The sequence below is a fragment of the Modestobacter excelsi genome (assembly GCF_005930495.1).
Lineage (GTDB): Bacteria > Actinomycetota > Actinomycetes > Mycobacteriales > Geodermatophilaceae > Modestobacter > Modestobacter excelsi.
In genome coordinates this window covers 20,503-46,285 of record NZ_SJEX01000014.1, presented here as the reverse complement: position 1 = coordinate 46,285, position 25,783 = coordinate 20,503, and the positions used below count along the sequence as shown (strand labels likewise).

At 74.1% G+C, this 25,783-nt stretch carries 24 protein-coding genes; 16 read left to right on the top strand and 8 right to left on the bottom strand.

Annotated elements, in window-relative coordinates:
- Positions 1-262: 262 nt before the first annotated feature.
- Together FHL80_RS07400 and FHL80_RS07395 are read left to right on the top strand one after the other, a co-directional pair.
- Positions 263-1,255 carry an ABC transporter ATP-binding protein gene (locus FHL80_RS07400; protein WP_246078523.1) on the top strand — a complete coding sequence of 331 codons (993 nt, stop codon included), beginning with the start codon at positions 263-265 and terminating at the stop codon, positions 1,253-1,255.
- Positions 1,252-2,160: an ABC transporter permease gene (locus FHL80_RS07395; protein WP_246078522.1), complete on the top strand. Its 909-nt coding sequence runs from the start codon at positions 1,252-1,254 to the stop codon at positions 2,158-2,160. Before FHL80_RS07400 ends, FHL80_RS07395 begins: the two co-directional genes overlap by 4 nt.
- A 43-nt stretch (positions 2,161-2,203) precedes the next feature.
- Here the strand turns inward: FHL80_RS07395 and FHL80_RS07390 are convergent, their stop codons facing one another.
- Together FHL80_RS07390 and FHL80_RS07385 are read right to left on the bottom strand one after the other, a co-directional pair.
- Complete coding sequence (locus FHL80_RS07390; RefSeq protein ID WP_246078521.1) at positions 2,204-2,926, bottom strand: response regulator transcription factor; 723 nt, start codon at positions 2,924-2,926, stop codon at positions 2,204-2,206.
- A 284-nt stretch (positions 2,927-3,210) separates the two neighbouring features.
- On the bottom strand, positions 3,211-3,906 hold the full coding sequence (locus FHL80_RS07385) for a LuxR C-terminal-related transcriptional regulator (protein WP_246078520.1): 696 nt from the start codon (positions 3,904-3,906) through the stop codon (positions 3,211-3,213).
- 467 nt (positions 3,907-4,373) lie between these two features.
- Between FHL80_RS07385 and FHL80_RS07380 the strand changes: the two genes are divergently transcribed.
- The 10 genes from FHL80_RS07380 (at position 4,374) to FHL80_RS07335 (ending at position 16,126) form a co-directional block, all read left to right on the top strand.
- On the top strand, positions 4,374-4,700 hold the full coding sequence (locus FHL80_RS07380) for a TcmI family type II polyketide cyclase (RefSeq protein WP_026847962.1): 327 nt from the start codon (positions 4,374-4,376) through the stop codon (positions 4,698-4,700).
- 29 nt (positions 4,701-4,729) lie between these two features.
- Entirely contained in the window at positions 4,730-6,478 is a 1,749-nt protein-coding gene (gene accA / locus FHL80_RS07375) for an acetyl-CoA carboxylase carboxyl transferase subunit alpha (protein WP_138732801.1), read from the top strand.
- Between the two features lie 2 nt (positions 6,479-6,480).
- A complete protein-coding gene (locus FHL80_RS07370; RefSeq protein ID WP_246078519.1) occupies positions 6,481-7,008 on the top strand; it encodes an acetyl-CoA carboxylase biotin carboxyl carrier protein in 528 nt (175 codons plus the stop codon).
- Positions 7,005-8,747, top strand: coding sequence for an acetyl-CoA carboxylase biotin carboxylase subunit (locus FHL80_RS07365; protein ID WP_138732800.1), 1,743 nt, complete (start codon positions 7,005-7,007; stop codon positions 8,745-8,747). The genes FHL80_RS07370 and FHL80_RS07365 overlap by 4 nt, the downstream gene beginning before the upstream one ends.
- Positions 8,748-8,847: 100 nt before the next feature.
- Positions 8,848-9,342: an SRPBCC family protein gene (locus FHL80_RS07360; RefSeq protein ID WP_138732799.1), complete on the top strand. Its 495-nt coding sequence runs from the start codon at positions 8,848-8,850 to the stop codon at positions 9,340-9,342.
- On the top strand, positions 9,339-10,307 hold the full coding sequence (locus tag FHL80_RS07355; RefSeq protein ID WP_138732798.1) for an ACP S-malonyltransferase: 969 nt from the start codon (positions 9,339-9,341) through the stop codon (positions 10,305-10,307). Before FHL80_RS07360 ends, FHL80_RS07355 begins: the two co-directional genes overlap by 4 nt.
- Positions 10,304-10,735, top strand: a complete 432-nt coding sequence (locus FHL80_RS07350; protein ID WP_138732797.1) for a cupin domain-containing protein — start codon at positions 10,304-10,306, stop codon at positions 10,733-10,735. The genes FHL80_RS07355 and FHL80_RS07350 overlap by 4 nt, the downstream gene beginning before the upstream one ends.
- Positions 10,732-12,036, top strand: a complete 1,305-nt coding sequence (locus FHL80_RS07345) for a beta-ketoacyl-[acyl-carrier-protein] synthase family protein (protein ID WP_138732796.1) — start codon at positions 10,732-10,734, stop codon at positions 12,034-12,036. Before FHL80_RS07350 ends, FHL80_RS07345 begins: the two co-directional genes overlap by 4 nt.
- Positions 12,033-13,274, top strand: a complete 1,242-nt coding sequence (locus tag FHL80_RS07340; RefSeq protein ID WP_138732795.1) for a beta-ketoacyl synthase N-terminal-like domain-containing protein — start codon at positions 12,033-12,035, stop codon at positions 13,272-13,274. The genes FHL80_RS07345 and FHL80_RS07340 overlap by 4 nt, the downstream gene beginning before the upstream one ends.
- A complete protein-coding gene (locus FHL80_RS07335; RefSeq protein WP_138732794.1) occupies positions 13,271-16,126 on the top strand; it encodes an FAD-dependent monooxygenase in 2,856 nt (951 codons plus the stop codon). Before FHL80_RS07340 ends, FHL80_RS07335 begins: the two co-directional genes overlap by 4 nt.
- A gap of 60 nt (positions 16,127-16,186) precedes the next feature.
- Here FHL80_RS07335 and FHL80_RS07330 read toward each other — a convergent pair whose 3' ends face one another.
- Positions 16,187-17,263 (bottom strand): alkene reductase, encoded by a 1,077-nt coding sequence (locus tag FHL80_RS07330; RefSeq protein ID WP_138732793.1) that lies wholly within the window; start codon positions 17,261-17,263, stop codon positions 16,187-16,189.
- Between the two features lie 177 nt (positions 17,264-17,440).
- Between FHL80_RS07330 and FHL80_RS07325 the strand changes: the two genes are divergently transcribed.
- Positions 17,441-18,262, top strand: coding sequence for an SDR family oxidoreductase (locus tag FHL80_RS07325; RefSeq protein WP_138732792.1), 822 nt, complete (start codon positions 17,441-17,443; stop codon positions 18,260-18,262).
- Positions 18,263-18,310: 48 nt separating this feature from the next.
- Here the strand turns inward: FHL80_RS07325 and FHL80_RS07320 are convergent, their stop codons facing one another.
- Entirely contained in the window at positions 18,311-20,146 is a 1,836-nt protein-coding gene (locus tag FHL80_RS07320; RefSeq protein WP_138732791.1) for an ABC transporter ATP-binding protein, read from the bottom strand.
- Positions 20,147-20,223: 77 nt separating this feature from the next.
- Between FHL80_RS07320 and FHL80_RS07315 the strand changes: the two genes are divergently transcribed.
- On the top strand, positions 20,224-20,640 hold the full coding sequence (locus FHL80_RS07315; RefSeq protein ID WP_138732790.1) for a MarR family winged helix-turn-helix transcriptional regulator: 417 nt from the start codon (positions 20,224-20,226) through the stop codon (positions 20,638-20,640).
- Positions 20,641-20,703: 63 nt separating this feature from the next.
- Here FHL80_RS07315 and FHL80_RS07310 read toward each other — a convergent pair whose 3' ends face one another.
- On the bottom strand, positions 20,704-21,327 hold the full coding sequence (locus FHL80_RS07310; protein WP_138732789.1) for a dihydrofolate reductase family protein: 624 nt from the start codon (positions 21,325-21,327) through the stop codon (positions 20,704-20,706).
- Positions 21,328-21,479: 152 nt separating this feature from the next.
- Here FHL80_RS07310 and FHL80_RS07305 point away from each other — a divergent pair, with 152 nt between their 5' ends.
- Positions 21,480-22,301, top strand: a complete 822-nt coding sequence (locus FHL80_RS07305; protein WP_138732788.1) for a dienelactone hydrolase family protein — start codon at positions 21,480-21,482, stop codon at positions 22,299-22,301.
- Here the strand turns inward: FHL80_RS07305 and FHL80_RS07300 are convergent.
- The 3 genes from FHL80_RS07300 to FHL80_RS07290 all read right to left on the bottom strand — a co-directional run bounded on the left by FHL80_RS07300 (position 22,298) and on the right by FHL80_RS07290 (position 23,566).
- Positions 22,298-22,630 (bottom strand): thioredoxin family protein, encoded by a 333-nt coding sequence (locus tag FHL80_RS07300; RefSeq protein ID WP_216870513.1) that lies wholly within the window; start codon positions 22,628-22,630, stop codon positions 22,298-22,300. The two genes, FHL80_RS07305 and FHL80_RS07300, sit on opposite strands and share 4 nt — an antisense overlap.
- Before the next feature lie 20 nt (positions 22,631-22,650).
- A complete protein-coding gene (locus FHL80_RS07295; RefSeq protein ID WP_216870512.1) occupies positions 22,651-23,076 on the bottom strand; it encodes a winged helix-turn-helix transcriptional regulator in 426 nt (141 codons plus the stop codon).
- Between the two features lie 115 nt (positions 23,077-23,191).
- The gene (locus FHL80_RS07290; RefSeq protein WP_216870511.1) at positions 23,192-23,566 is read right to left on the bottom strand and encodes a VOC family protein; all 375 of its coding nucleotides are present in this window, start codon (positions 23,564-23,566) and stop codon (positions 23,192-23,194) included.
- 119 nt (positions 23,567-23,685) lie between these two features.
- On the opposite strand from FHL80_RS07290, the gene FHL80_RS07285 reads away from it, so the two are divergent.
- Positions 23,686-25,758: a hydantoinase/oxoprolinase family protein gene (locus FHL80_RS07285; protein WP_138732785.1), complete on the top strand. Its 2,073-nt coding sequence runs from the start codon at positions 23,686-23,688 to the stop codon at positions 25,756-25,758.
- Positions 25,759-25,783 lie beyond the last annotated feature (25 nt).

Genomic DNA, 25,783 nt, shown 5'->3' with positions numbered 1-25,783 from the left:
CCTGGCCGATTGGCGAGGACCACCTTCGAGGACGCGACCGACCGAGCCCAGACGACAGGAGTCGACTCCTGAGCCCACCTGAGGTGGCAAACGCGACCTGCGGGGCGGGGGAGGTGCGACCTGGGTCGTGCCCGGGTCGTGTCCCAGGTCGGAGCACCCAGGTGCACCGCGGGCCGGACACCCCCGTCCTCCGGGGGGAAACGTCGCGCCACGCCCGGCGCAGCGGTCGACAGGGCTCTGCGGGCGGGAGCACAGTCCGGCCATGCAGCCTGTGCAGGAGAGCGTCGGGGGCAGGGCCGGCGACGAGGTCGTCGTGCTGGACGGGCTCACCAAGCGCTACGGCGCCCGCACCGTCGTGGACGACCTGTCCCTCACCGTGCGTCGCGGGGAGGTCTACGGCTTCCTCGGCCCGAACGGTGCCGGCAAGACCACGACCCTGCGGGCCCTGCTGGGGTTGATCCGGCCGACCAGCGGCAGCGCGACGGTGCTGGACCGGCCGGCGGGCTCGTCGGCGGTCCGGGTCGGCGCGCTCATCGAGGGCCCCGGCTTCTACCCCTACCTCTCCGGCCGGGACAACCTCCGCGTCCTCGCCCGGTACGCCGGGGCCCCGTCCAGCCGGGTCGACCTGGTGCTGGGCACCGTGGCCCTCACCGATCGCGCCGGCGACCGGTACAGCACCTACTCGCTGGGCATGAAGCAGCGGCTCGGGGTCGCCGCGGCGCTGCTCAAGGACCCCGAGCTGGTCATCCTCGACGAGCCCACCAACGGGCTGGACCCGGCCGGCATCACCGACATGCGCGCCCTGCTGCGCCGGCTGTCCGCCGACGGCTGCACGGTCGTGCTGTCCAGCCATCTCCTCGGCGAGGTCGAGCAGGTCTGCGACCGGGTGGCGGTGATCTCCGCCGGGCGCCTGGTCGTCGAGAGCAGCGTCGGCGAGCTGCTCGGGCTGCGCCGCCTGGTGGTGGAGGCCGAGCCGCTGGAGGAGGCCGCCGCGGTCACCGCCGGGCTGCTGGGCGCCGACCGGGTGTCGGTGGAGGACGGCGTCCTGGTCGTCCAGGCCGGGCCGGAGGACACCGCGCGGGTCAACCGCGCGCTGGTCATGGCCGACGTCGACGTGACCGGGCTGCGCCAGGAGGTGCAGACCCTGGAGGAGGTCTTCCTGCAGATGACCGGGTCCGAGCTCGGTGCCGCACCCCCGACCGATGCGCCTCCCGGGCGGTCCCGGCGGCAGCTGCCCGAGAGCGCCGTCCGATGAGCACAGCGACGGACACCAGGACGCCGGAGCGCGGTGCCCCCTCGGCCCGGACCCGGACCGTGGGGTCGCTCGGGGCGATCGTCTCGGCAGAGCTGCTCAAGCTGCTGCGGCGCCCGGCCACCTGGGTGCTGCTCGGGTTGTGGCCCGCGCTGCAGCTGGTGTTCAGCACGCTCATCCCCTACGTCAGCTACCGGCGCGGCGCGTCCTACGAGGGCAGTCCGCCGGAGGCGCTGCTGGCGAGCACGCTGCCCGACCGGCTGGTGGAGAACACGCTCTCCGGGCTGCCGCTGTTCGGTGGGGCCCTGCTGCTGACCCTCGGCGCCCTGCTGGCCGGCAGCGAGTACGGCTGGGGAACGCTCAAGACGCTGCTGGGTCAGGGTCCCCGCCGGCTGACGCTGCTCGCCGGCCAGCTGCTGGCGCTGATCGTGGTGCTGGCCGGGACCGTGCTGCTGAGCTTCCTGTTCACCGCCCTGGTGAGCTGGGCGATCGCCACCGGCGCCTCTGCGACCGTCGACTGGCCCAGCGCCGCCCAGCTGGTCCGCGGCTTCGGCGGCGGGCTGCTCATCGCCACCACCTGGGGCGTGCTGGGCATGCTGCTGGGAACGGCGCTGCGGAGCACCGCGCTGCCGATCGGGCTGGGGCTGGTGTGGGTGCTGGCCGTGGAGAACCTCATCGTCAACGTCGCCGCGCCCCTGCTCGGTGTCTTCGACGCGGCGCAGGCGGCGCTGCCCGGGGTCAACGCCGGGTCGCTGGTGGCCGCGCTGGCCGGGGACCACGCGGAGCTGCGCACCCCGGGGGTCGCGGCCATCGTCGACGGCGGCCAGGCGGCATGGGTGCTGGCCGGGTTCCTCGTCGTCTTCACCGCGCTGACCGGCCTGCTCCTCACCCGCCGCGACGTCACCTGACGGCCCCCGGCGGGAGCCTCCAGGTGGCGAGGCGACTCCTCCGTCAGGCGGCGGGCGAGTGGTCGCGGTTGAGCAGGATCGCCAGCTGGGTGCGGGTGCGGACGTCCAGGCGGCGCATCACCGCGGTGAGGTGGCTCTTGACCGTCGCCGGGCTCAGGAACAGCCGGCTGGCGATCTCCTCGTTGCTGAGCCCCTCGGCCACCAGCGCGGCCACGTCGCGCTGCCGCTCGGTGAGCCGGTCGAGCGCCCGCCCCCCGCAGTCGGCCTGGGCGGCGTCCCCGGTCAGGTAGCGCACGAGCTGGCTGGCCACCGCGGAGTCGAGCGCGGTCTCCTTGCGGGCGAGCGCGCGGACGGCCTCCACGAGCCGGCACGCCGCAGCCCGGCGCGGCAGGAAGCCCCGGACCCCGGCCTGGAGCACCTCCATCATGCCGGAGTCGGGCCGGTCACCCATCTCGGCGAGCACCAGCACCCCGGCTCCGCGCTGGCAGAGGTCCCGCAGCAGCGGCAGGCTGGAACCGCCCAGGAGGCCCTGCCGCACGACGACCACCTGCGTGCCGGGGCCGTCGGTGACCTCGACCGCCTCCTGGAGCTGGCTGGTCTCGGCGACGACGGCGATGTCCGGCTGCGCCTCGAGGACCACCCGCAGGCCGAGCCGGAAGACCTCCTGGTCCTCGCACAGCAGCACCCGCACCAGGGTCCGCGGTGGCCGGGTCGTGCGCGGCCGGAGGGGGAGCTCGGTGTCCCGCAGCCCAGGGGCGCGCGCCACGTCCCGCAGGAGAGAGCGACTCCTCCCCTCGTCCGTGGGGGCGCGCAGGGTCAGCCTGCCGTGGCTCGTCCGAGACCCTCCGTGGTCCGTGGTCATGAGGACTCCCCCTGTCCTGCGAGCGGCGACGCCACCCCCCACCGGAGGGTGGATCCGACACTCGTCCGTCTCAACGGTGCACAGACCGTAGCGAACAACTGGTCCCGCGTCCTCGCCTTCGTCGACCCCGGACACAGCAGATGCACAGTGGAACAGGCACGCGGCGTGTCGTTCCGCTCCGGAGCCGCTCAGCCCCTCGACGAGCCTGGTCCGCGACCGTCGGGCCTGGTCGACCGGTGGAAGTGGATCGCCAGCTGCGTCCGGTCGCGGAGCCCCAGGCGACGCAGGGCGACGGTGATGTGGCCCTTGACCGTCGCCCGGCTGACGTTGAGCCGGTCGGCGATCTCCGCGTTGGTCAGGCCCTCGGCGACCAGCCGGGAGACGGTCTGCTGGCGCGCGGTCAACGGCCCGCTGTGCAGGGCCGGCCCGCCGTCGCCCGACCGGGGCGCGTCGTCGAGACGGTGCAGCAGCTCCCCCGTCGCGGCCGCGTCGAGCACCGTCTCGCCCTGCGCCACGGCCCGCACGCCGTCGATGAGGCGCTGCGGGGTCACGGTGGTGTGCACGTACCCGCTCGCCCCTGCCTGGAGCGCGTCGATGAGGTCGCTGCCGGCGCCGGGCTCGCCGAGCAGCACGACCCGGATGCCCATCGCGGTCAACGCCCGGACGAGCTCCTGGACGACCGGTCCGTGCGCCCCGAGACCGATCACGGTCACGTCCGGCCGCGCGCTCGTGGCGAGGGCGAGGGCTTCGGCAGCGCCGGCCGCCTCGGCGACGACGGTGAGGTCCGGCGCGCGGAGCAGCACCGTGCGCAGACCGTGCCGGAGCACCTCGTGGTCATCGCAGATGAGCACCTGGACCGGCACCCCCGCGGGCGGTGTCACCACCCCGTCACCACTCTCGGAAAGCACACGACCACCCCCCGTGGCATCACCGGCCGTACCGAACAACGGGTCGCCGCTCATGCGTGTCAACTCCGCTCCGGACGGCACCCGTTGCCGAGCCCACCTACGTCGGTGTCACCGGGAAGCTAGGGGACACCCCCAGGTCAGCGCCACAGTCGACCGCGCGTTGCCCGGGGACGGACCGACGGTTCATACCCGGGTAGGGGGTCCGACCCCACGGAGAGTCGGGAGAACCCGCCCCGGGTGGCAGAGCCGACGGCCAGACGGCGGGGGACACGGGCTCGGTCCGGGGTGCGGTCGCGCTCCCTGAGGCGGAGGGCCCACCCCCGCCCCGCCACCTCCGGTGGCCCTCCAGAACGGCCCCTGCGGCCGATGCCCGGAGCACCGGAGCCGCCCTAGCGTCTGCCGTGTCGATCCGGTTCTTCCCGCCCACCGCCGCAGGAGCACCCGTGCACGAGACGATGATCATCGCGAAGATGGACCCCCGCGACGCGGACGAGGTGGCCGCCGTCTTCGGCCGCTCGGACGCGACGTCCATGCCCCACGACATCGGGGTGCGGCACCGGTCGCTCTTCCAGTTCCACGGCCTCTACGTGCACCTGATCGGCTTCGACCGGCCGCCGTCGGAGTCGATGCAGATCGCGCAGTCGTTGCCGGCCTTCCGGTCGGTGAGCGACGAGCTCAAGCCCTACATCGAGCCCTACGACCCGAACTGGCGCTCACCGCAGGACGCGATGGCCCGTCGCTTCTACCACTGGACCTCGTCGCCCGAGTGAGGGCGGCGGTACGCGGTTGAGAGGCAGTCATGACCCGTTCCTCGTTGACGACACCCGGCGTGCCCGCCGCACCGGTTCACGCCGGCTGGACCTCCTGCCCGGCCTGCGGCTGGCTGCTCTACCACAAGCGGCTGGAGCGCAACCTGCACGTCTGCCCGGAGTGCGAGCACCACCTGCGGCTCAGCGCCCGGGCCCGGATCGACATGCTCGTCGACGCCGGGAGCTTCACCGAGACCGAGGTCCCCCGCGGGGACTCCGACCCGCTGGCCTTCACCGACCTGCGCCCCTACCCCGAGCGGCTCCGCGACGCCGCGCACCGCTCCGGGGAGTCCGAGGCGGTCCTGGTGGGCGAGGCGCGGATCGGCGGGACACCCCTGGTGCTCGCCGTCATGGACTTCGGCTTCCTGGGCGGCAGCATGGGCGTCGAGGTGGGCCGGCGGGTGAGCGAGGCCGCCGCGCTGGCGCTGGAGCGGAGCCGGCCGCTGGTGGTCGTCTGCGCCAGCGGCGGCGCCCGGATGCAGGAGGGCGTCTTCTCGCTGTTCCAGATGGCCCGCGCCAGCGAGGCCTTCGGACGGCTGCACGAGGCCGGGCTGCTCTCGGTCTGCGTGCTCACCGACCCCACCTACGGCGGCGTCTCCGCCTCCTTCGCGACTCTCGCGTCGGTGCTCATCGGGGAACGCGGCGCGCACGTGGGCTTCGCCGGCCCGCGCGTGGTCCAGGAGACGATCCGCGCCGAGCTCCCCCGCGACTTCCAGACCTCGGAGTTCCTGCTCGCCCACGGCCTGGTGGACCGGGTCGAGAGCCGGGCGGACCTGCGGCCGGTGCTCATCCGGCTGCTCACGCTGCACGGCCGCGACCGCGCCGGCGTCCCGGCCGAGGACGAACCGGCCGGCGAGCCGGAGCCTGCGTGGGCCGAAGGGCCCGAGCCCCCGCCGGCGGAGAGCGATCCCTGGGAGGTCGTCCAGCGGGCGCGGGTCGCGGACCGGCCGACCACGCTGGACTACCTGCACACCGCCTTCGACGACTTCGTCGAGCTGCACGGCGACCGGGCCTTCGGCGACGACCCCGCCGTGGTGGGCGGGGTCGCCTCCATCGGGGGCCGTCCGGTCGTGGTGATCGGCCACGAGAAGGGGCACTCGGTCCGCGAGCGGGTCGCCCACAACTTCGGGATGCCGCACCCCGAGGGCTACCGCAAGGCGCTGCGCCTGCTGGGGCACGCCGAGGCCCACCGGCTGCCGGTCGTCACCCTCGTCGACACCCCCGGGGCGCACCCGGGACCGGAGGCGGAGGAGCGCGGGCAGTCCCACGCGATCGCCGAGATCATCATGCGCAGCAGCCGGCTGCGGGTCCCCGTCGTCGCCGTGGTCACCGGCGAGGGCGGCAGCGGTGGCGCGCTGGCGCTGTGCACCTCGGACCGGCTGCTGGTCCTGGAGAACGCCTACCTGTCGGTGATCAGCCCCGAGGGGTGCGCGGCCATCCTGTGGCGGACGGCGACGGCGGCCCCCGCCGCGGCGCGGGCCATGCAGCTGGGCGCCACCCACCTGTTCCGGTCGGGCATCGCAACCTCCGTCGTCCCCGAACCACCGGGCGGCGCGCACACCGACCCGGTCGCGGCAGCGGACCTGCTCCGCGCGGCGCTCCTCCGCGAACTGGACGAGCTGTCCCGGGCCGACGTGGCCACCCTGCTGGCCGAACGCTCCCGCCGGTTGTCCGGCATGGACGGGAACGCCGGCCGCCGCATGCGCACGCTGCAGCCCGTCGTCCCGGCGGGGTGCTGACCGTGCACCCGACGGAGTTCACCCCCCGGCCGACGCTGAGCGGCGCCCCGCTGCCGCCGGACGACACCACCCGGTCGCTGAGCAACGAGGTGGTCGAGCTGGCCCGCAGCCTGCCCGGCGACCTGCGCCGGCTCACCGTGCGCAGCGGCGACACCGCGATCGAGGTCGAGTGGGCGGCCGAGGACCGCCCCGCCGGCGAGGGCGGGGGCGCGCTGCGCAGCGCACCGGCCGGCCGGGACGTCCCGGCCGACGCCGCCGGGCCGGCCGTCCCGGACGACGTCGTCGCCGTCCCGGCGCCCCTGGTCGGGACCTTCTACGTCGCCCCGTCCCCGGACGCCGACCCGTTCGTCCGGGTCGGCGACACCGTCGAGCCCGGCCAGACGCTCGGGATCGTCGAGGCGATGAAGCTGATGAACCCGATCGTGGCCGACGAGGCGGGGGTCGTCACCGAGGTCCTCGCCGGGGACGCCGAGTCGGTGGAGTACGGGCAGGTCCTCATGTACCTGCGCCCGACGGTGGCCGCGCAGTGATCAGCCGGCTGCTCATCGCCAACCGCGGCGAGATCGCCGTCCGGATCGCCCGCGCCTGCCGGGAGCTGGGCATCGAGGTGGTCGCCACCTACTCCACCTCCGACCGGGACTCCGCGGTGGTGGCGATGGCCGACGAGGCGGTGCACATCGGCCCGCCCGCCCCCCGGCGCAGCTACCTGCACGTGCCCAACCTGATCGAGGCCGCGCTGCGCACCGGCGCGGACGCCGTCCACCCGGGCTACGGGTTCCTGTCCGAGGACCCCGACTTCGCCGAGATCTGCGACATCGAGGGGCTCACCTTCGTCGGTCCGCCGCCGGAGGTCATGCAGCAGATGGGCAACAAGGCCACCGCCCGCCGGCTGATGGCCGACGCCGGCCTGCCGCTGCTGCCCGGGGTGGTCGAGCCGGTCCGGACGGCGGAGGAGGGGCTGGCGATCGCCGACGAGATCGGCTACCCGGTGATCATCAAGGCGGCGGCCGGCGGCGGCGGGCGCGGGATGACGGTCGTGTCGGCGCCGGGGGAGTTCGCCGAGGCCTTCGCCACCACCCGCGCGGTCGCCCGCGCGGTGTTCCGCGACCCGACCGTCTACGTGGAGCGCTACCTGAGCCGCGCCCGGCACGTGGAGGTGCAGGTGCTCTGCGACGGGCACGGCGCGGGGATCCACCTCGGTGAGCGCGACTGCTCGCTGCAGCGCCGCCACCAGAAGCTGCTGGAGGAGGGGCCCGCGGCCCACCTCTCCCCCGAGCAGCGCGCCGACCTCGGCGCCCTCGCGGTGCGCGGTGCGCTGTCGGTGGGGTTCACCGGCGCCGGGACCATGGAGTTCCTGGTCGACGGCGCCGGCGCGTACTTCATGGAGATGAACGCCCGCATCCAGGTCGAGCACCCGGTCACCGAGGCCCTCACCGGCGTCGACCTCGTCCGGGAGCAGCTGCTGGTCGCCGGTGGCCGGCGGCTGCAGCTGCAGCAGGAGGACGTGGTGACCCGCGGCGCCGCGATCGAGTGCCGGATCAACGCCGAGGACCCGGCCCGCGGCTTCGCCCCCGCCCCCGGCCACCTCGACGTCCTGCAGGTCCCCGGCGGGCCGTGGACCCGGTTCGACACCGGCTACCGGCAGGGCGACGACGTGAGCCCGCACTACGACTCGCTGCTGGGCAAGCTCGTCGTCTGGGCCCCCGACCGCGACCAGGCGGTCCGGCGGATGGACCGGGCACTGGCCGAGCTGCGGGTCGAGGGGCCGGCGCTGCACACCACCATCGCCCTGCAACGGGCGATGCTCCGCCACCCCGACGTGCGCGCCGACCGGCACGACATCGAGTTCCTCGACCGCAGCCTGCCCGAGCTCCTGGTCTCCGCAGCTGCCCTCGCGGCGACCCCGACGGCGCCCATGCCCGCCGCCCACGGGTCGCTGCAGCTCGTCCCGGCACCGTCCGGCAGCGACCGGCCGGGGCCGTCCCGTCCACCCACCCCTGAGAGGAACACCGCCATGCCCGACACCTCGTTCACCCTCGACGACCTGATGGACCTGCTCTCCGAGAAGGCCGGGCTCCCCCCGGAGTCGCGCACCACCGACCCCGACGCCCACTTCGCCGACATCGGGCTGGACTCGCTGGCCTTCCTGTCCATGCAGACCGAGCTGCACGACCGGTTCGGCACCGAGATGCCCGACGACGACCCCGACCGCTACACGCTGGGCGAGATCGTCGCGACCGTCTCCTCGGCGCAGTCGCAGATGGCCTGAGGGAGGACCCCGTCCCCGTCACGCCCCGCACGCTCGGCGCGAGCCCCCGGACGGGGCCGTGCCCGACCCCCTGACCCAGGCAGCCAGCCGGAGGACCCAGATGAGCACCCTCGAGAACGACAGCCGGACCGTCGGCCACACCGACAACTCGATCTTCATCGACGCGGACATCGACCACGTCTGGCGGATGACCAACGACCTGACGACCTGGCCGGACCTCTTCACCGAGTACGCCGAGGTGGAGATGCTCGCCCAGCACGGCTCGACGTTCCGGTTCCGGCTCAAGATGCACCCCGACGAGTCCGGCCGGGTGTGGAGCTGGATCTCCGAGCGCACCCTGGACGAGGCCGCCCACGAGGTCGTGGCGAAGCGGGTCGAGCCCGGCCCCTTCGAGTTCATGGACATCCGGTGGAACTACGCGCCGGAGGGCACCGGCACCCGGATGCGGTGGCAGCAGGACTTCCGGATGCGGCCCGAGGCGCCGATCGACACGGCCGGCATGACCGAGCGCATCGACGCGAACAGCAAGGTCCAGATGGCCGTCATCCGGGACAAGGTGGAGGCCGCCGCCAGGCACGCGGAGCCGACGACGTGACCGACCTCGCCCCGGGGGCCGCGGTCGTCCTCCCGGGTGAGGGCAGCGCCCGCCCCGGCGCCCTCGACGCCTGGCTCGGCGACGAGGCCGCCCGGGACGTCGTGGCCGAGGCCTCGGACGTGCTGGGCCGGGACGTCGTCCCGTGGTGGGGTGACCCGCTCAACCTCTGCGACCCGGTGGCTGCGCACCTGACGGCGGTCGTGACCGGGGTCGCGGGGTACCGCAGCCTGGTCGCCGCCGGTCTGCGGCCGGTCGTCGTCGCGGGGCACGGCGTCGGGGAGTACGCGGCGCTGGTCGCCGCCGGCGCCCTGCCGCTGGACCAGGTGGTGGCGTTCGTCGACTGGCGCGCGGAGGCGCTGGCGCACGCGCCGCGCCCCTCGTGTGCGGGCATGGCCGCCGTCGTCGGCCCCGGAGCCGCGGAGGTCGCCCGCGCGGTGGTCACCGAGCTGGCGGCCGGCGGGCTGAGCGTGGCCTCCCTCGACGGCCCGGCGCAGGTGGTGCTCTCCGGCAGCCGGGAGGAGCTGGAGCAGGCGCGCACGGCCGTCACCGCAGCCGGGCTGGACATGGTCCGGCTCCCCGGGCGGGCCGCCTGCCACGGCCCGCTGATGCAGTCCGTCGCCGACCACCTCGCCGCACCCCTCGCCGACCTGGACTGGTCCGTCCCGGACGTCCCGGTGGTGCCCAACGCCGACGGCCGGCCGACCCGCGACCCGGACCACCTGGCCCGGTGCCTGCGGGCGCACCTGACCTCGCCGGTGCAGTGGGAGGCGACCTCGCGCGCGCTGGTCGGGGCCGGTGCCACCTGGGTCGTGGAGGTGGGCCCCGTGCCCACCCTCGGCCCGCTGATCCGCCAGGTCCACCCGGACCTCCCGCTGCACCTGGCCACCGCGCCCGGTGCGCTCACCCCCACCGCACTCCCGGAACCCGCGCTGACGGGCCCGGCCCCCACCGGAGGAGAGAGATGACGACGATCCAGCACCCCACGGCGAAGGTGCGCTGCGGGCCCACCGTGTCCCGGGCCGACGCGGTCCCCAACCGCCGTCGCGGCGGTGACATCCGAGTGCTGCTCTCGCCGACCAGCGTGGGCGCCACCGCCGGGTTCATGGGCACGCTCACCCTCGAGCCGGGGGAGGTCGTCACCGAGCACTGGCACCCGTACTCGGAGGAGTTCCTCTACTGCGTCTCCGGCGACGTGCTGGTGACCCTGGACGGCGAGGAGCGCCGGCTGGGCGGCGAGTCGGCCGTGCACATCCCGATCGGGGTGCGACACCGCATCGTCAACGACGGCGCGGAGACGGCGTTCTTCGTCTTCCTCGCCGGGCCGCTGGCCCCCCGGCCCGAGCTCGGCCACGTCGACACCGAGCCCTCGCCTGGCTCGATGGGCGTCCGGTGAGCACCCCCACCCCCTCGGGACGCCGGGTCGTCATCACCGGCATCGGCGTGGTCGCCCCCGGCTCGATGGGCCGCGAGGGCTTCTGGGAGATGATCACCGCCGGCCGGACGGCGACCCGGCGGATCACCTTCTTCGACCCGAGCCGCTTCCGCTCGCAGGTGGCGGCCGAGGTCGACTTCGACGGGCGCAAGCTGGGCCTGACCGCCCACGAGGTGCACCGCAACGACCGGTTCGTGCAGATGGCGATGGTGGCCGCCGACGAGGCCGTCGCGGACAGCGGGCTGACCTTCGGGGCCGGCGGCGCGGACGACGCCCCGGACCCGGACCGGGTCGGGGTGACCCTGGGCAGCGCGGTCGGGGCGACCATGCGGCTGGAGAACGAGTACGTCGCGGTCAGCGACGCGGGGAAGCACTGGCTGGTCGACCCGCGGTACGCCACTCGGTTCCTGCACCAGGCGCTGGTGCCCAGCTGCGGGGCCACCGAGCTGGCGGTGCGCTTCGGCGCCCACGGGCCGGCCACCGTGGTCTCCACCGGCTGCACCTCGGGCATCGACGCGGTCGGCTACGGCGCCCAGCTGATCGAGGACGGCGACGCCGACGTGGTGATCGCCGGGGCCAGCGACGCCCCCATCTCCCCGATCTCGATGGCCTGCTTCGACACCATCCGGGCGACGACCGCCAACAACGCCGACCCCGAGCACGCCTCCAAGCCCTTCGACGCCCGCCGGGACGGCTTCGTCATGGGCGAGGGTGCCGCGGTGCTGGTGCTGGAGGAGCTCGACCACGCCCGGCAGCGCGGCGCGGAGGTGTACTGCGAGGTCAGCGGCTACGCCAACCGGTGCAACGCCTTCCACATGACCGGTCTGCGGCCCGACGGCATCGAGATGGCCGAGGCCATCGGGCTGGCGTTGGACCAGGGCCGGATCGACCCCGACGAGGTCGGCTACGTCAACGCCCACGGCTCGGGCACGAAGCAGAACGACCGCCACGAGACCGCCGCGGTCAAGCGCAGCCTGGGCCCGACCGCCCAGCAGGTGTCGATGAGCTCGATCAAGTCGATGGTCGGGCACTCGCTCGGCGCGATCGGGTCGATCGAGATCGCCGCCACCGCGCTGGCGGTCAAGCGCGGCGTGGTGCCGCCGACGGCCAACTACGGGGTGCCCGACCCCGAGTGCGACCTGGACTACGTGCCCAACACCGCCCGCGAGCAGAAGGTGGACGTCGCACTGTCGGTCGGCAGCGGCTTCGGCGGCTTCCAGTCGGCGATCGTGCTGGCCTCCCCGACGAGGAGGAGCGCATGACCGGGCTGCTGGTGACCGGGATCGGCGTCGTCGCCCCCACCGGCGTCGGCGTCGAGGCGCACTGGTCCTCCCTCGTCCGCGGGGAGCCGGCCATCCGGCCGATCGAGGGCTTCGACACCGACCAGTACGGCGTGACGCTGGCCGGGCAGATCCGCGACTTCGACCCGAAGGCGTTCGTGGCGCCGCAGCTGATGGTGCAGACCGACCGCTGGACCTGGACGTCGCTGGCGGCCGCGACGCTGGCCGCGCAGGACGCGGGCTACGAGGCGCCCGAGGACGCCTACGCGACCTCGGTGTTCCTGGCGGCCGGCTCCGGCGGCAACGAGTTCAGCCAGCACGAGATCCAGGGGCTGTGGGCGAAGGGACCCAAGTCGGTCGGCGCCTACCAGTCGATCGCCTGGTTCTACGCGGCCAGCACCGGGCAGCTCTCCATCCGCGACGGCTACAAGGGCCCCTCCGGCGTGGTGGTCAGCGAGGGCGCGGGCGGGCTGGACAGCATCGGCTGGGCCCGCCGGGTCGCGCGCCGCGGCACGCCCGCCGTCCTGGTCGGCGGCACCGAGGCCGGCGTGACGCCGTACGCGCTCCTGTGCCAGGCGACCAGCGGCCGGCTGTCGACGGCGACCCGGCCCGAGGACGCCTACAAGCCGTTCGACCACCGGGCCAACGGTCACGTGATCGGCGAGGGCGGCGCGATCCTGCTGCTGGAGGAGCCGGGCGCCGCCCGCGCCCGGGGCGCACGGCAGGTCTGGGGCGAGGTCGCCGGCTACGGCGCCACGCACGACGCCCACCACCACGAGGACCCCGCACCCGACGCCACCCAGTACGCCCGGGCGATCCGGCTCTCCCTGGCCGACGCCGGGGTGACGCCGGACGAGGTCGACCTGGTCCTCGCCGACGGGGCCGGGGTGCCCGAGCTGGACGCGCTGGAGCTCGAGGCGCTCCAGCGGGTCTTCGGCGGGCGGGCCACACCGGTACCGGTGACGGCCCCCTCGTCCTGGACCGGGCGGCTGATGGCCGGTGGCTCGGCGCTCAACGTGGCGACCGCGCTGCTGGCCATCCGGGACGGCATCGTGCCCGGCACCGCCCACCTCGACGACCCGGTCGACGCGCCGGGTGTCGACCTCGTGCAGCAGAACCGGGTGCAGGACGTCGGGACCGTCGTCGTCCTCGCCCGTGGCTTCGGGGGCTTCAACAGCAGCCTGGTGCTGCGCCGACACCAGGAGGAGCAGGCAGCATGACGGCAGCGACCGAGAAGGCCCCGGTGGTGCGCACCCTGTTGCGGATGCGCACGCGGGAGGGGTGCGAGGCGGAGTTCGAGCAGAACTGGCGGCGGGCGGCGGCGGAGATCAGCAAGGTCCCCGGCAACCTGCGGCAGGAGCTCGTGCGCGACGCCGACGACCCGCGGACCTTCGTGATCACCAGCGACTGGGTCGACCGTGCCGCGGTCGACGCGTTCGGCCGCAGCAGTGCCCGGGAGACGCTCACCGAGGCGCTGCGCGAGCTGCGGGAGGACGCGTCACGCAGCACCTACGAGCTGCTGTACACCGTCGACGGCGGGCAGCCCGCCGAGGACGACCGGCCGCCGCACGTCCGGATCGACATCAGCACCCGGGTCGACGAGGGCCAGGAGGAGGCCTTCGAGGCCGCCTACGCCAGGACCACCGCCACCCTGCGCGGCACCCCCGGGCTGATCCGGGAGGAGCTGCTCAAGGAGATCGGCGCGCCGAGGTACCACATCTTCGCCGAGTGGGAGTCCGAGCAGGACTTCATCACCTGGGTCGACGACCCCTCGCACGCCGACCAGAGCGCCGCGCTGATCCGCTGGCTGTCGGTGGAGTTCAACCGCCAGCACTACGAGATCCGGCACCGTCCGGCCGAGGCCGGTGGCGGGTCGGCGGAGCCGACGACGCGACCGCACGTCCGGATCGACATCAGCACCCGGGTCGAGCCGGGCGAGGAGGATGCCTTCGAGGCCGCCTACGCCAGGACGACCGCCACCCTGCGCGGCACGCCCGGGCTGATCCGGGAGGAGCTGCTCAAGGAGATCGGCGCGCCGAGGTACCACATCTTCGCCGAGTGGGAGTCCGAGCAGGACTTCATCACCTGGGTCGACGACCCCTCGCACGCCGACCAGAGCGCAGCGCTGATCCGCTGGCTGTCGGTCGAGTTCAACCGCCGGCACTTCGAGATCCGCTACCGCCCGGTGGAGGCCGGTGGCGGCGGCTGGCCGCTCCCCGAGCCGGCCGCCGGGTCCACCGGTCCGGCCCAGCCGGTCGCGGCCGCACCGGTCGCGGCTGCGGCACCGGCCCCGGCGCCGCGGGTGTCCGCGCCGGTCGAGCCCGCGCCGGTGCCCAGTGCACCCGTGCAGGAGTTCGTCGAGGCGCCGGGCACGCAGCACGCCGCCGCACCCGTCCCGGGGCCGATCACCCCGCGCACCGTCGGCGGGGACGTCGAGGTGCTCGTGGCCGGTGCCGGCCCGGCCGGGCTGACCCACGCCCTGGAGCTCGCCCGCCGGGGCATCGCCGTCCGCGTCGTCGACAAGCGGGCGCAGGCGGCGACCCAGGCGGACAAGGCGATCGGCATCCACTGCCGGACGATGGAGATCTGGGAGGACCAGGGCATCGTCGCCGAGGCGATGGACGCCGGGATCTGGCTGCACGGGCAGACGGTGTTCGTCAACGGCAAGCAGACCCACCAGGTCGACTGGGCCGGCCTCGACGAGCTCCCCTACGCCCACCTGGGGCTCCCCCAGTACGACACCGAGCGGCTGCTCACCGCGAGGCTGCTCGCGCACGGCGTCGCCGTCGAGCGCGGGGTGGAGCTGGTCGGCTTCAGCCAGGACGACGACGGGGTCACCGCGCAGCTGCGGCTCCCGTCGGGGGAGACCGAGACCACCCGGGCGCAGTACCTGGTCGGCTGCGACGGTGCGCACAGCGTGGTGCGGGCCGGGCTCGGGCTGGACTTCGAGGGCGGGGTGTCGATGTTCCCGCAGCTGTTCATGCTGGGCGACGTCGACGTCGACTGGGACATGCCGCCGGGTCACCTGGTCCGCTGGGTGCGGATCGAGGAGGACGGTGCGTTCACCGGCATGCTGGTCTGCGTCCCGCTCAAGGGCCGCAACCGCTACCGGATCGCCACGCTGGCCCCCGAGCCGCTGCAGAAGACGATCGGCTCGGGCGTGGTGCCACCCGGGTTCTGGCAGGAGTACACCCCGCCGACGCTCGCCGACATCCAGGCGGCGATCGACGACGTGGGGCCGGCGGGCGCGACCGCGAGCAACCTGCGCTGGTCGTCGATCTTCCGGGTCAAGCACGGGATCGTCGACCGGTACCGGGAGGGCCGGGTCTTCGTCGCCGGGGACGCCGCGCACCTGCACCCACCGGCCGGTGGGCAGGGCATGAACACCGGGATCCAGGACGCCTGGAACCTGGGCTGGAAGCTCGCGCTCGCCGTCCGGGGGCTGGCCGCGCCGGGTCTGCTCGACAGCTACGACGCCGAGCGGCGTCCGGCGGGCAAGGCGATCGTCGACCGCGCCGTCGCCATCGCGTTCACCGACGAGATGGACATGGAGGACGAGAAGGCGCAGTTCCTGCTCGAGATGCAGATGACGATGAACTACGCCGGGAGCCCGCTGGTCGGGGAGGTGACCGACCGGGAGGGCTTCGCCGGTGGTCCGCAGCCCGGGTACCGGGCGCCGGACGTCCTGGGGCTGCGCCGCTTCGGCGTCGCGCACGACCTCCGGCTGTTCGACCTGACCCGCGGGACGCACGCGACCCTGCTGCTGTACGCCGGTGCCGGGGTCGGCGAGGAGGACCTCGCGGCACTGGAGAAGCTGGCCGCGTCGGTCCGGCAGTCGACCCAGGGCCAGGTGCACCCCTACCTGGTCGCAGCCCCGGACGCCACGGTGCCGCCGCTGGTCGACCTGCCGGTCGTCCGGGACGCGCAGGGCGGCTTCGCCGCCGCCTACGGCGTCCCGGACAGCGGGACGGCGGCGTACCTGGTGCGGCCCGACGGGCACGTCGGCCTCCGCACCCGGGTGGTGACCGACGCCGTGGTGCGGGAGCACCTGGCGGGGGTCTTCGCCGGCTGACCGCAGACCTCGAGGGGTCCGGCAGCGGACGGCTGCCGGGCCCCTCGGGTGCGGAACTGCTCAGCTCTGGGCGAGCACCGGGTAGTCGGTGTAGCCCTCGGCGCCAGCGGCGTAGAACGTCGCGGCGTCCGGCTCGTTCTCCGGGTGCTGACCCGCCCACCGCTCGACCAGGTCGGGGTTGGCGATGACCGGGCGGCCGACGGCGACCGCATCGGCGTGCGCGGCGTCGATCAGCGCAACGGCCTCCTCGCGGGTGGTCACCGTGCCGAAGCCGCTGTTGGCGATCCACGGGCCGTCGAACCGGCGGCGCAGCTCCTGGACGAGCTCCCCGGCCGGGTCGGAGTGCAGCACCGACGCGTAGGCCAGGCCCAGCGGGCGGAGGGCGTCGAGCAGGTGGCCGTAGGTCGCGCGGACGTCGGCCTCGTCGACCTCGTGCATCCCCTGGACGTGGTGCATCGGGGAGATGCGGATGCTGACCTTGCCGGCGCCGATCTCCGCGGCGATCGCGGTGACGACCTCGAGAACGGCGCGCGCCCGGTTCTCCGGCGTGCCGCCGTACTCATCGGTGCGCTGGTTGGTGTTCGGCGACAGGAACTCGTGCAGCAGGTAGCCGTTGGCGCTGTGCACCTCGACGCCGTCCAGGCCCGCCTCGACGGCGCGCGTGGACGCGGCCACGATGTCGGCCAGCGTGCTGCGGACCTCCTCGGTGGTCAGCGCGTGCGGCACCGGGTAGGGCACCTTGCCGGTGGCGGTGTGCGCCTCGCCCTGGATGGCGATGGCCGAGGGCGCGACGATCCGGTCGGTGCCGGTGATGTCGGGATGCGAGACGCGGCCGCCGTGCATCACCTGCATGACGATCCGGCCACCCTCGGCGTGCACCGCGTCAGCGACCCGGCGCCAGCCGGCCGCCTGCTCGTCGGTGGCGATGCCGGGCTGGCCGGGGTAGGCCCGCGACTCGGCGTTCGGGTAGGTGCCCTCGGTGATGATCAGGCCGAGGCCGGCCCGCTGGCGGTAGTGCTCGACGACGAGGTCACCGGGGACGCCGGCCGAACCGGACCGCAGGCGGGTCAACGGGGCCATGACGACGCGGTTGGCGAGCTCGATGTCGCCGAGGGTGACGGGGGAGAACAAGTCCATGCCAGGGACAAGGTGGTTGCGCAGGCTCACCATTCCGGGACGGCACCGACTGCGGCGCGCGTCACGCCCCGCCGTCCCGAGTTTCGCCGAAGGCATGCCTTCGGCGAGCAGGGCGGAACACAACCACGGTGCTGTGCGCTGGGAGACCCCGGACGCTCTACGAGAGGAACAGCACCCATGGCCAAGACCTGGTTCATCACCGGCGCGTCGCGCGGCTTCGGCAAGGAGTGGTCGATCGCGGCCCTCGAGCGCGGCGACAGCGTCGCCGCCACCGCCCGCGACACGTCGTCCCTGGACGACCTGGTGCAGCAGTTCGGCGACAGCGTGCTGCCGATCAAGCTCGACGTCGACGACCGGGCCGCCGTGTTCGCGGCCGTCGCGCAGGCCCACGAGCACTTCGGCCGGCTCGACGTCGTCGTCAACAACGCCGGCTACGGCCAGTTCGGGATGATCGAGGAGATCTCCGAGGCCGAGGCGCGGGCGCAGTTCGACACCAACGTGTTCGGCGCGCTGTTCGTCACCCAGGCGGCGCTGCCCTACCTGCGCGAGCAGGGTTCGGGGCACTTCCTGCAGGTGTCGAGCATCGGCGGGATCTCCGCGTTCCCGAACATCGGCATCTACAACGCCTCCAAGTGGGCGCTCGAGGCGTTCAGCCAGTCGCTGGCCGCCGAGGTCGCCGACTTCGGCATCAAGGTCACGCTGATCGAGCCGGGCGGGTTCTCCACCGACTGGGGTGGCGCCTCCGCCAAGCACGCGCAGTCGAACCCGGCCTACGACACCTACCGGGAGAAGGCCGCCGAGCAGCGCAAGGCCCGCGTGGCCACGCCGGGCGACCCGACGGCCAGCCGCGCCGCCGTCCTGGCGGTCGTCGACGCGGAGAACCCGCCGCTGCGGGTCTTCTTCGGGGACGGCCCGCTGGGCATCGCCACCCGCGACTACGAGTCCCGGCTGGCCGAGTGGCGCGAGTGGGAGCACGTCTCCAAGGTCGCCCAGGGCTGACCACCGCGACGGCCGCCGTCCCGGGTCGGGACGGCGGCCGTCGTCGTCTCAGGCCGCGAGCACGGCCTCGCGCTCGGCGGCCCCGGCCAGCTCGGCGTACCGCCCACCGAGGGCGATCAGCTCGTCGTGGGTGCCCTGCTCGACGACCCGGCCGTGCGCCAGGACGGCGATCAGGTCGGCGTCCCGGACGGTGGAGAGCCGGTGGGCGATGGTGATCGTCGTCCGGCCGCGGCTCGCCTCGTCCAGCGCGGCCTGCACCGCGCGCTCGGTCGTGTTGTCCAGCGCGCTGGTGGCCTCGTCGAGCACCAGGACGCGCGGGTCGCGGAGCAGCGTGCGGGCGATGGCCAGCCGCTGCTTCTCCCCGCCGGAGAACCGGTGCCCACGGGCGCCCACCACGGTGTCGTAGCCGTCGGGCAGCGCGGCGATCACGTCGTGCACCTGGGCCCGGCGGGCCGCGTCGACCATCTCCGCGTCGGTGGCGTCGGGCTCGGCGTGCCGCAGGTTCTCCCGGATGGTGCCGTGCAGCAGGTAGGTCTCCTGGGAGACGACGCCGACCACCCGGGCCAGGTCGGCGAGCGCCACGTCCCGGACGTCGACGCCGTCGATCGTCACCCGGCCGGTCGTCGGGTCGTTGAGCCGGGCGACGAGCGAGGCCAGCGTGCTCTTGCCCGAGCCGGTCTCGCCCACCAGCGCGAGGGTGGCGCCGGCGGGGACGGCGAGGTCGACGTCGTCCAGCGCGGCTCCGTAGCTGTCGTCGTAGCGGAAGCCGACGTGGTCGAACCGGACCTCGCCGCGGACGTCGGTCAGCGGGACGGGGTGCGCAGGGTCGTCGATGTCGACGGTCAGGTCGAGGTACTCGAACACCCGGCTGAACAGGGCCATCGAGGCGGTCAGCGCGACACCGATGTCCAGCAGGCCCATCAGCGGGCGGAACAGGTTGCCCTGCAGCGCGGTGAACGCGACCAGCGTGCCGATGGTCATGCCGCCCGACGTCGCGGGCAGCCCGGCGGCCAGGTAGATCAGCGCCGGGATGCCGGCGAACACGATGCTCATGGTGGCCATCCGCCAGCGACCGGCGAGCTGGGAGCGGACCTCGAGCCCGACCAGGTCGTCCGACGTCCCGGCGAAGCGCCGGGACTGCGCGGGACCCGCGCCGAGGGTCTTGCCGAGCAGCACGCCGCTGACGCTGAGGCCCTCCTCGACCTGGGTGTTCAGGTCGGCGAGGTGGCGCTGGCGCTGGGCGGTGATGGTGCGCCGCATCCGCGCCACCTTGCGGGTCAGCCAGATGGCCGGCGGCAGGACGACGAGGGAGAGCAGGGACAGCCGCCAGCTCAGCGCGGCCATGGCCAACGCCGTGCCGACGACCGTGGTGGCGTTGGAGGCGAAGGAGGTGGCGGTCGAGGTGACCACCGACTGCATGCCGCCGATGTCGTTGGTCAGCCGCGACTGCACCTCGCCGCCCTTGGTGCGGGTGAAGAAACCCAGCGACTGGCGCTGCAGGTGGGCGAAGACCGACGTGCGCAGGCCGTGCATGACGTGCTGGCCGACGGTCGTGGACAGCCAGGTCTGCAGCACGCCGAGGACGGCGGTCACCGCGGTGACGGCGACCATGCCGGCGACGGCCCAGGCGAGCAGCCGCACGTCCTGCTGCGGGAGTGCCTCGTCGATGACCAGCCGGACGAGGAACGGCGTGGCGAGCGCGATGGCCGAGGAGGCCACGATCAGCGCGACCACCAGGGTCAGCTGCCAGCGGAACGGGCGGAACAGCCCGGCCACGCGGCTCCAGCGGACGGGCGAGCGCTCGAGCTGGGCCTTGTCGGCCGGGTCCGGCCGGCCGCCGCTGCGACCCCCGCCTGCACGGCCCTGCACGGTGTCGTCGTCCAAGCGACCACCCCTTCCCGGATCGATGGTGAGGTTACCTCACGGTGTGGTAACCGCACCATCAGCGCTACCATTCCCGCATGACGGAGGACGGGACGGCGGCCCTCGGCGACCTGCTGATGCGGGCCGCCCGGACGCTCCGCCGCCGGTTCGGCGCGGTCCTCACCCCCTGGGACCTGTCGCCGCACCAGGCGCGGGCCTTGCGGGTGGTCAGCTCCGGCGACGGCGTCCGGCTGTCCGAGCTCGCCGAGGCGCTGCGGATCGCACCCCGTTCGGCGACCGAGGTCGCCGACGGGCTGCAGGAGCGCGGCCTGGTGGAGCGCGCGGCCGACCCGACCGACCGGCGGGCCGTGGTGCTCACCGTCACCGAGGCCGGCCGGCAGGTGCAGCGCGAGGTGGACGACGCGCGCGCCGCGGACTCCGCCGAGCTGTTCGCCCGGCTGTCGGCCGCCGACCGCGCCGAGCTGGCCCGGATCCTGCGCGCGCTGACCGACTGACCTCAGCGACGGGCCCGGCGGCCGCCCTCCGCGGCGGGCGGTGCGGCGGCCGGGCCTGCGACCTCAGACCTGCTCGGGGGTCATCGTCCCGGTGTCGACGTCGCCGGCCCGCTGGTAGGTGGCGATCAGGGCGCCGGTCGGGGTGCCCGTCGAGGAGGTCAACCGCCAGCCGCGGGGCATCGTGCCCTCGCCGAACAGCCGCTTGCCGGTGCCGAGCGTGACCGGGAAGACGATCAGCCGCAGCTCGTCGACCAGGTCGGCGGCCAGCAGCGTCTGGGTCAGCCCCGGGCTGCCGTGCACCTGCAGCTCCCCGCCGTCCTGCGCCTTCAGCGCCCGGACGGCGTCCACGACGTCGCCCTCGATCAGCCGGGCGCCGTCCCAGTCCACCGACTGCAGGGTGCGCGAGGCGACGTGCTTGGGCAGCGTGTTGAGCGCCCGGGCGATCGGGTCGTCCTCGGTGGGCGCCTTCGGCCACCAGGCGGCGAAGATCTCGTAGGTGCCGCGGCCGAGCAGGAAGTCCTGGGCGCCGGCGAACCACTCGTCGATCTGCCGCCCCATCGGGTCGTCGAAGTGCGGCACCACCCACCCGCCGTACCGGAACCCGCCGGAGGTGTCCTCCTCCGGGCCCCCGGGGGCCTGGGCGACCCCGTCGAGGGTGAGGAACTGGGTGACGACGAGCGGACGCATGGCAGACCTCCGGGATCGCAGCCGCCGCAGGTCGGCGGCCCTGCACTCCAGACGCCGCTGGCGCGGGGAAGTCATCGCCGCCGGACCGACACCGAGGAACACATCCGGACGGAGGACTCGACCGATCGGCCCGGATGCTCCACGATCAGCCGATGACAGAGCCGTCATCGTCCGCAGTCGCCGGGTGGGCCACCGAGTCCTTCACCAACGCTGGCATCACCCACGACCTCTACACCCGCGGGTCCGGGCCCGGCGTCGTGCTGCTGCCCGAGATCCCCGGCATGACACCCGAGGTGATGGGACTGGCCGACCACCTGGTCGAGGCCGGGTTCACCGTCACCGTCATCTCGCTGTTCGGGGACCCCGGCCGGCCGATGAACCCCGGCTACGCGGCGCGCAGCTTCGCCTCGGCCTGCATCAGTCGGGAGTTCCGCGCCTTCGCGAAGCGGGCCGACCGGCCGGTCGCCGAGTACGTCCGGGCCGTCGCGCGCCGCGTGCACGACCGGGTGGGCGGCCCCGGCGTCGGGGTGATCGGCATGTGCTTCAGCGGCGGCTTCGCACTCGCGTCGGCGGTCGACCCCGTCGTCCTGGCGCCGGTGGCCAGCCAGCCGTCGCTGCCGATCCCGGTCACCGCCGGGCGGCGCCGCGACCTGGGGATGTCCGACCGGGAGCGGGACGCCATCTCCGCCCGGGTGCAGACCGAGGGTCTGTGCCTGATGGGTCTGCGCTTCAGCGAGGACAGCGCCTCGCCCACCGACCGGTTCCGCTCGCTGCGCGCCGCCTTCGGCGACGGCTGGCTGCCCATCGCGCTGAACTCCCGGCCCGGCAACGCCGCCGGCATCGGCCGGAACGAGCACATGGTGCTCACCAGCAAGGACGCCGACACCCCGGGCCACCCGACGCACGAGGCCCGGGGGCAGGTGACGACGTTCCTGCGGGAACGCCTCGGGGTGACGGCGCCTGCTGCGGGCTAGACCCGCGCGGGGAGGTGCGGCTCGAACTCCTTCATGAGCTGCACCTGCGGACGGGCCCCGGTGACCTGCGCGACGACCCGCCCGCCGACGAACAGCGACATGGTCGGCATGCCGAGCACGCCGTAGGCCCGGGTGGTCTCCGGGTTGGTGTCGACGTCGAGCGACACGACCCGGAGCCGCCCGGCCTGCTCCTGGGCGATCCGCTCGAGGACCGGGGCGATCATCCTGCACGGCGGGCACCAGTCGGCGGTGAACTCGACGAGCACCGGCGTCGGGCTCATCAGCACGTCGTCGACGAACGTCCGGTCGGTGGTGGCGGTCAGGGACATGGCAGCTCCTCGGTCGGTCCTCATCGGTTGACCTGGGCGACGAGCCGGTCCTGCGGGCCGGCCTCCTCGCCGCAGTCGCACACCAGCCGGGCGGTCACCCGGCCGCCGCAGCCGCCGTGCCGGTAGACGACGTCCGGCGGCGAGCCGGCGCCCAGGTGCCGCTCGCCCCAGTCCGACACCGCCGCCAGCAGCGGCAGCAGGTCGTAGCCGGCATCGGTGAGCACGTACTCGGAGCGCGCCCGGCTGCCCGGGACGACGTAGGGACGGGTGCGCAGGACCCCGGCGTCGGTCAGCCGGCGCAGCCGGTCCGACAGCACGGCGCGCGGCGCGCGGGTGGCGGCCTCGAGCTCGTTGAACCGCCGCAGGCCGAGGGACACCTCCCGGACGACGAGCAGGGCCCAGCGCTCCCCCACCAGGCCGAGCACCTGCGCTACAGCGTTGTCCACGGTGCTGAGTCTGAACCCTGAACCGAGGTGGGTCAACAGGGACGCGACCTCCGCGGCCTGGGCGACCTGTCCGTGATCCGCGCCAGGGAGCTGGCCGGTCCGCCGGACGAGTGACTCAGCCGGCCACGAAGAGGCAGAACGGGTGGCCGGCCGGGTCCAGCAGCACCCGCACGTCGTCCTGGGGCTGGAACTCGGCCACCTGGGCGCCCAGCGACTGCGCGAAGGCGGTCGCCGCGACCAGGTCCTCGACCCGCACGTCCAGGTGCAGCTGCATCTGCTGGTCGCCGGGGCGCTGCGGCCAGGTCGGCGGCACGTGGTCGCGCTCCAGCTGGAAGGACAGGCCCGGCCCGCCCGGGCGCAGCGTCACCCACTCCGGCTCGTCGGTCTCGATCGGCCAGCCGAGCAGCTCGGCGTAGAACCGGGCGAGACCCCGCGGGTCCGGGGTGCCGAGCACGGTGCTGGTCAGGCTCATCCGGGGTCGGTCGGGCACGGGTCCTCCTCGAGGGCGGTCGGCAGGTCGTCGTCCATGCCGTTCCGGACTGCCGGCCGACACGGAGTTCATCGGTGCGCCCTTCCGGTACAGGTATCTCAGCGCTAAGGTTTCTGCCCATGAGCGCTCGCCGCGTCCGCATCGGGATCGACACCGGGGGCACGTTCACCGACGTCGTCGCCGTCGACGAGGACACCGGCGAGGTGGCCACGACCAAGACGCCGTCCACCCCGGCCGACCCCGCCGACGGCTTCCTCACCGGCGTCCAGAAGGTGCTCGGCCAGCTGGGCCTGGACGGCAGCGCCGTCACCGCGGTGAGCCACGGGACGACGGTCGCCACCAACCAGCTGCTCGAGGGCAAGCTGGACCGGATCGGCTTCATCACCACCGAGGGCTACGAGTCGGTGCTGGAGATCGCCCGCCAGTCGGTGCCCGACGGCTACGGGAACAGCTACTTCTGGGTCAAGCCGCCGCGGATCGTGCCGGCCGACCTGGTGCGCACCGTCCGCGGCCGGCTGGACGTCTCCGGCGCCGAGGTCCGCCCGTTCTCCACCGAGGACGCCGTCGCCGCCGCCCGGTTCTTCCGGGACGCCGGCATCACCACCGTCGGCGTCTGCTTCCTGCACGCCTACGCGGACGACTCCCACGAGCGGGCGATGCTCGACGTGCTGCGGGCCGAGCACCCCGGCGCCGTCGTGTCGATCAGCTCGCAGGTGCTCCGCGAGTACCGCGAGTACGAACGCTCGGTCACCACCCTGGTCGACGCGGCGGTCAAGCCCAAGGTGGGCGCCTACGTCACCAACATCCGCCGGCGGCTCGACGAGATCGCCCCCGACGTCCCCTTCTACGTGATGAAGAGCAACGGCGGCGTGCTCAGCGCGGCCGAGGTGGTGCACCAGCCGATCACCACGATGCTCTCCGGCCCGGCCGCGGGTGCCCTGGGTGCGGCGCTGATCGCCGGCACGGCCGGCTTCGACCGGGTGCTCACCTGCGACGGCGGCGGGACCTCGACCGACGTCACCGTGGTGATCGACGGCGAGCCGACGCTGACCACCGAGGGCTCGGTCGGCGAGTACCCGTCCAAGATCCCGATGATCGACGTGGTCACCGTTGGCGCCGGCGGCGGCTCCATCGCCTGGCTCTCCCCCGAGGGCACGCTCAAGGTGGGGCCGCGGTCGGCGGGCGCCGACCCTGGTCCGATCTGCTACGACAACGGTGGCACGGAGCCGACCGTCACCGACGCGCACGTCGTCCTCGGCCGGATCCCCCCGCACCTGCTCGGCGGGGAGATCCCGCTGTCGGTCGACGCCGCCCGGGCCGGGCTCGAGCGGCTCGGCGGCGAGCTCGGCATGGGCGTGGAGCAGCTGGCCACCGGCATCCTGGAGATCTCCGCCTGGAACCAGGCCAACGCGCTGCGCCAGGTCACCGTCGCCCGCGGCCTGGACGTCCGCGACTTCACGCTCACCACCTTCGGCGGCTCCGGGTCGCTGCTCGCCTGCCGGCTGATGGACGTCCTCGGCCTCCCCCGCACCCTGGTGCCACCGAACCCGGGGAACGTCAGCGCCTTCGGGCTGCTGACCGTCGACGTCCGCAACGACTACGTGCAGACCATGGTGTCCCGGCACGCGGACCTCTCCCCCGCCGCCGTGGCCGACGCCTTCGCCGCCCTGGAGACCCAAGCCGCCGCGGCGCTGGACGAGGAGGGCTTCGCCCGCGACCAGCAGCGGATGCAGCGCACGGCCGACCTGCGCTACGTGGGCCAGGCGTTCGAGGTGCGGGTCCCGGTCGCGGACGGCGCGCTCGACGCCGCCGCGCTGGACGCCGTCGCGACCGCGTTCCACGCCGCGCACTCCCGGCTCTACGGCTACGACTTCGCGGCCGACCCGCGCCAGGCGGTGGAGTGGGTGAACCTGCGGGTGAGCGGCATCGGGCCGATCCGCCGTCCGGACATCGTCGAGCTCAAGAGCCGGGAAGGCGGGGTGGACCGGTCCGTCACCGGCACCCGGCGGGTGTTCTTCGACGACTGGGCGGAGGCGCCGCTGCACTGGCGGCCCGACCTCGGGCCCGGCGACGTCGTCGTCGGCCCGGCGGTCGTCGAGGAGTTCGGCTCGACCGTCCCCGTCCACCCCGGCTTCGCCGCGACCGTCGACCGGTTCGGGAACCTGCTGCTCACCAAGGAGTCCAACCAGTGACCGAGCTTGCGAGGTCACGCGGAGA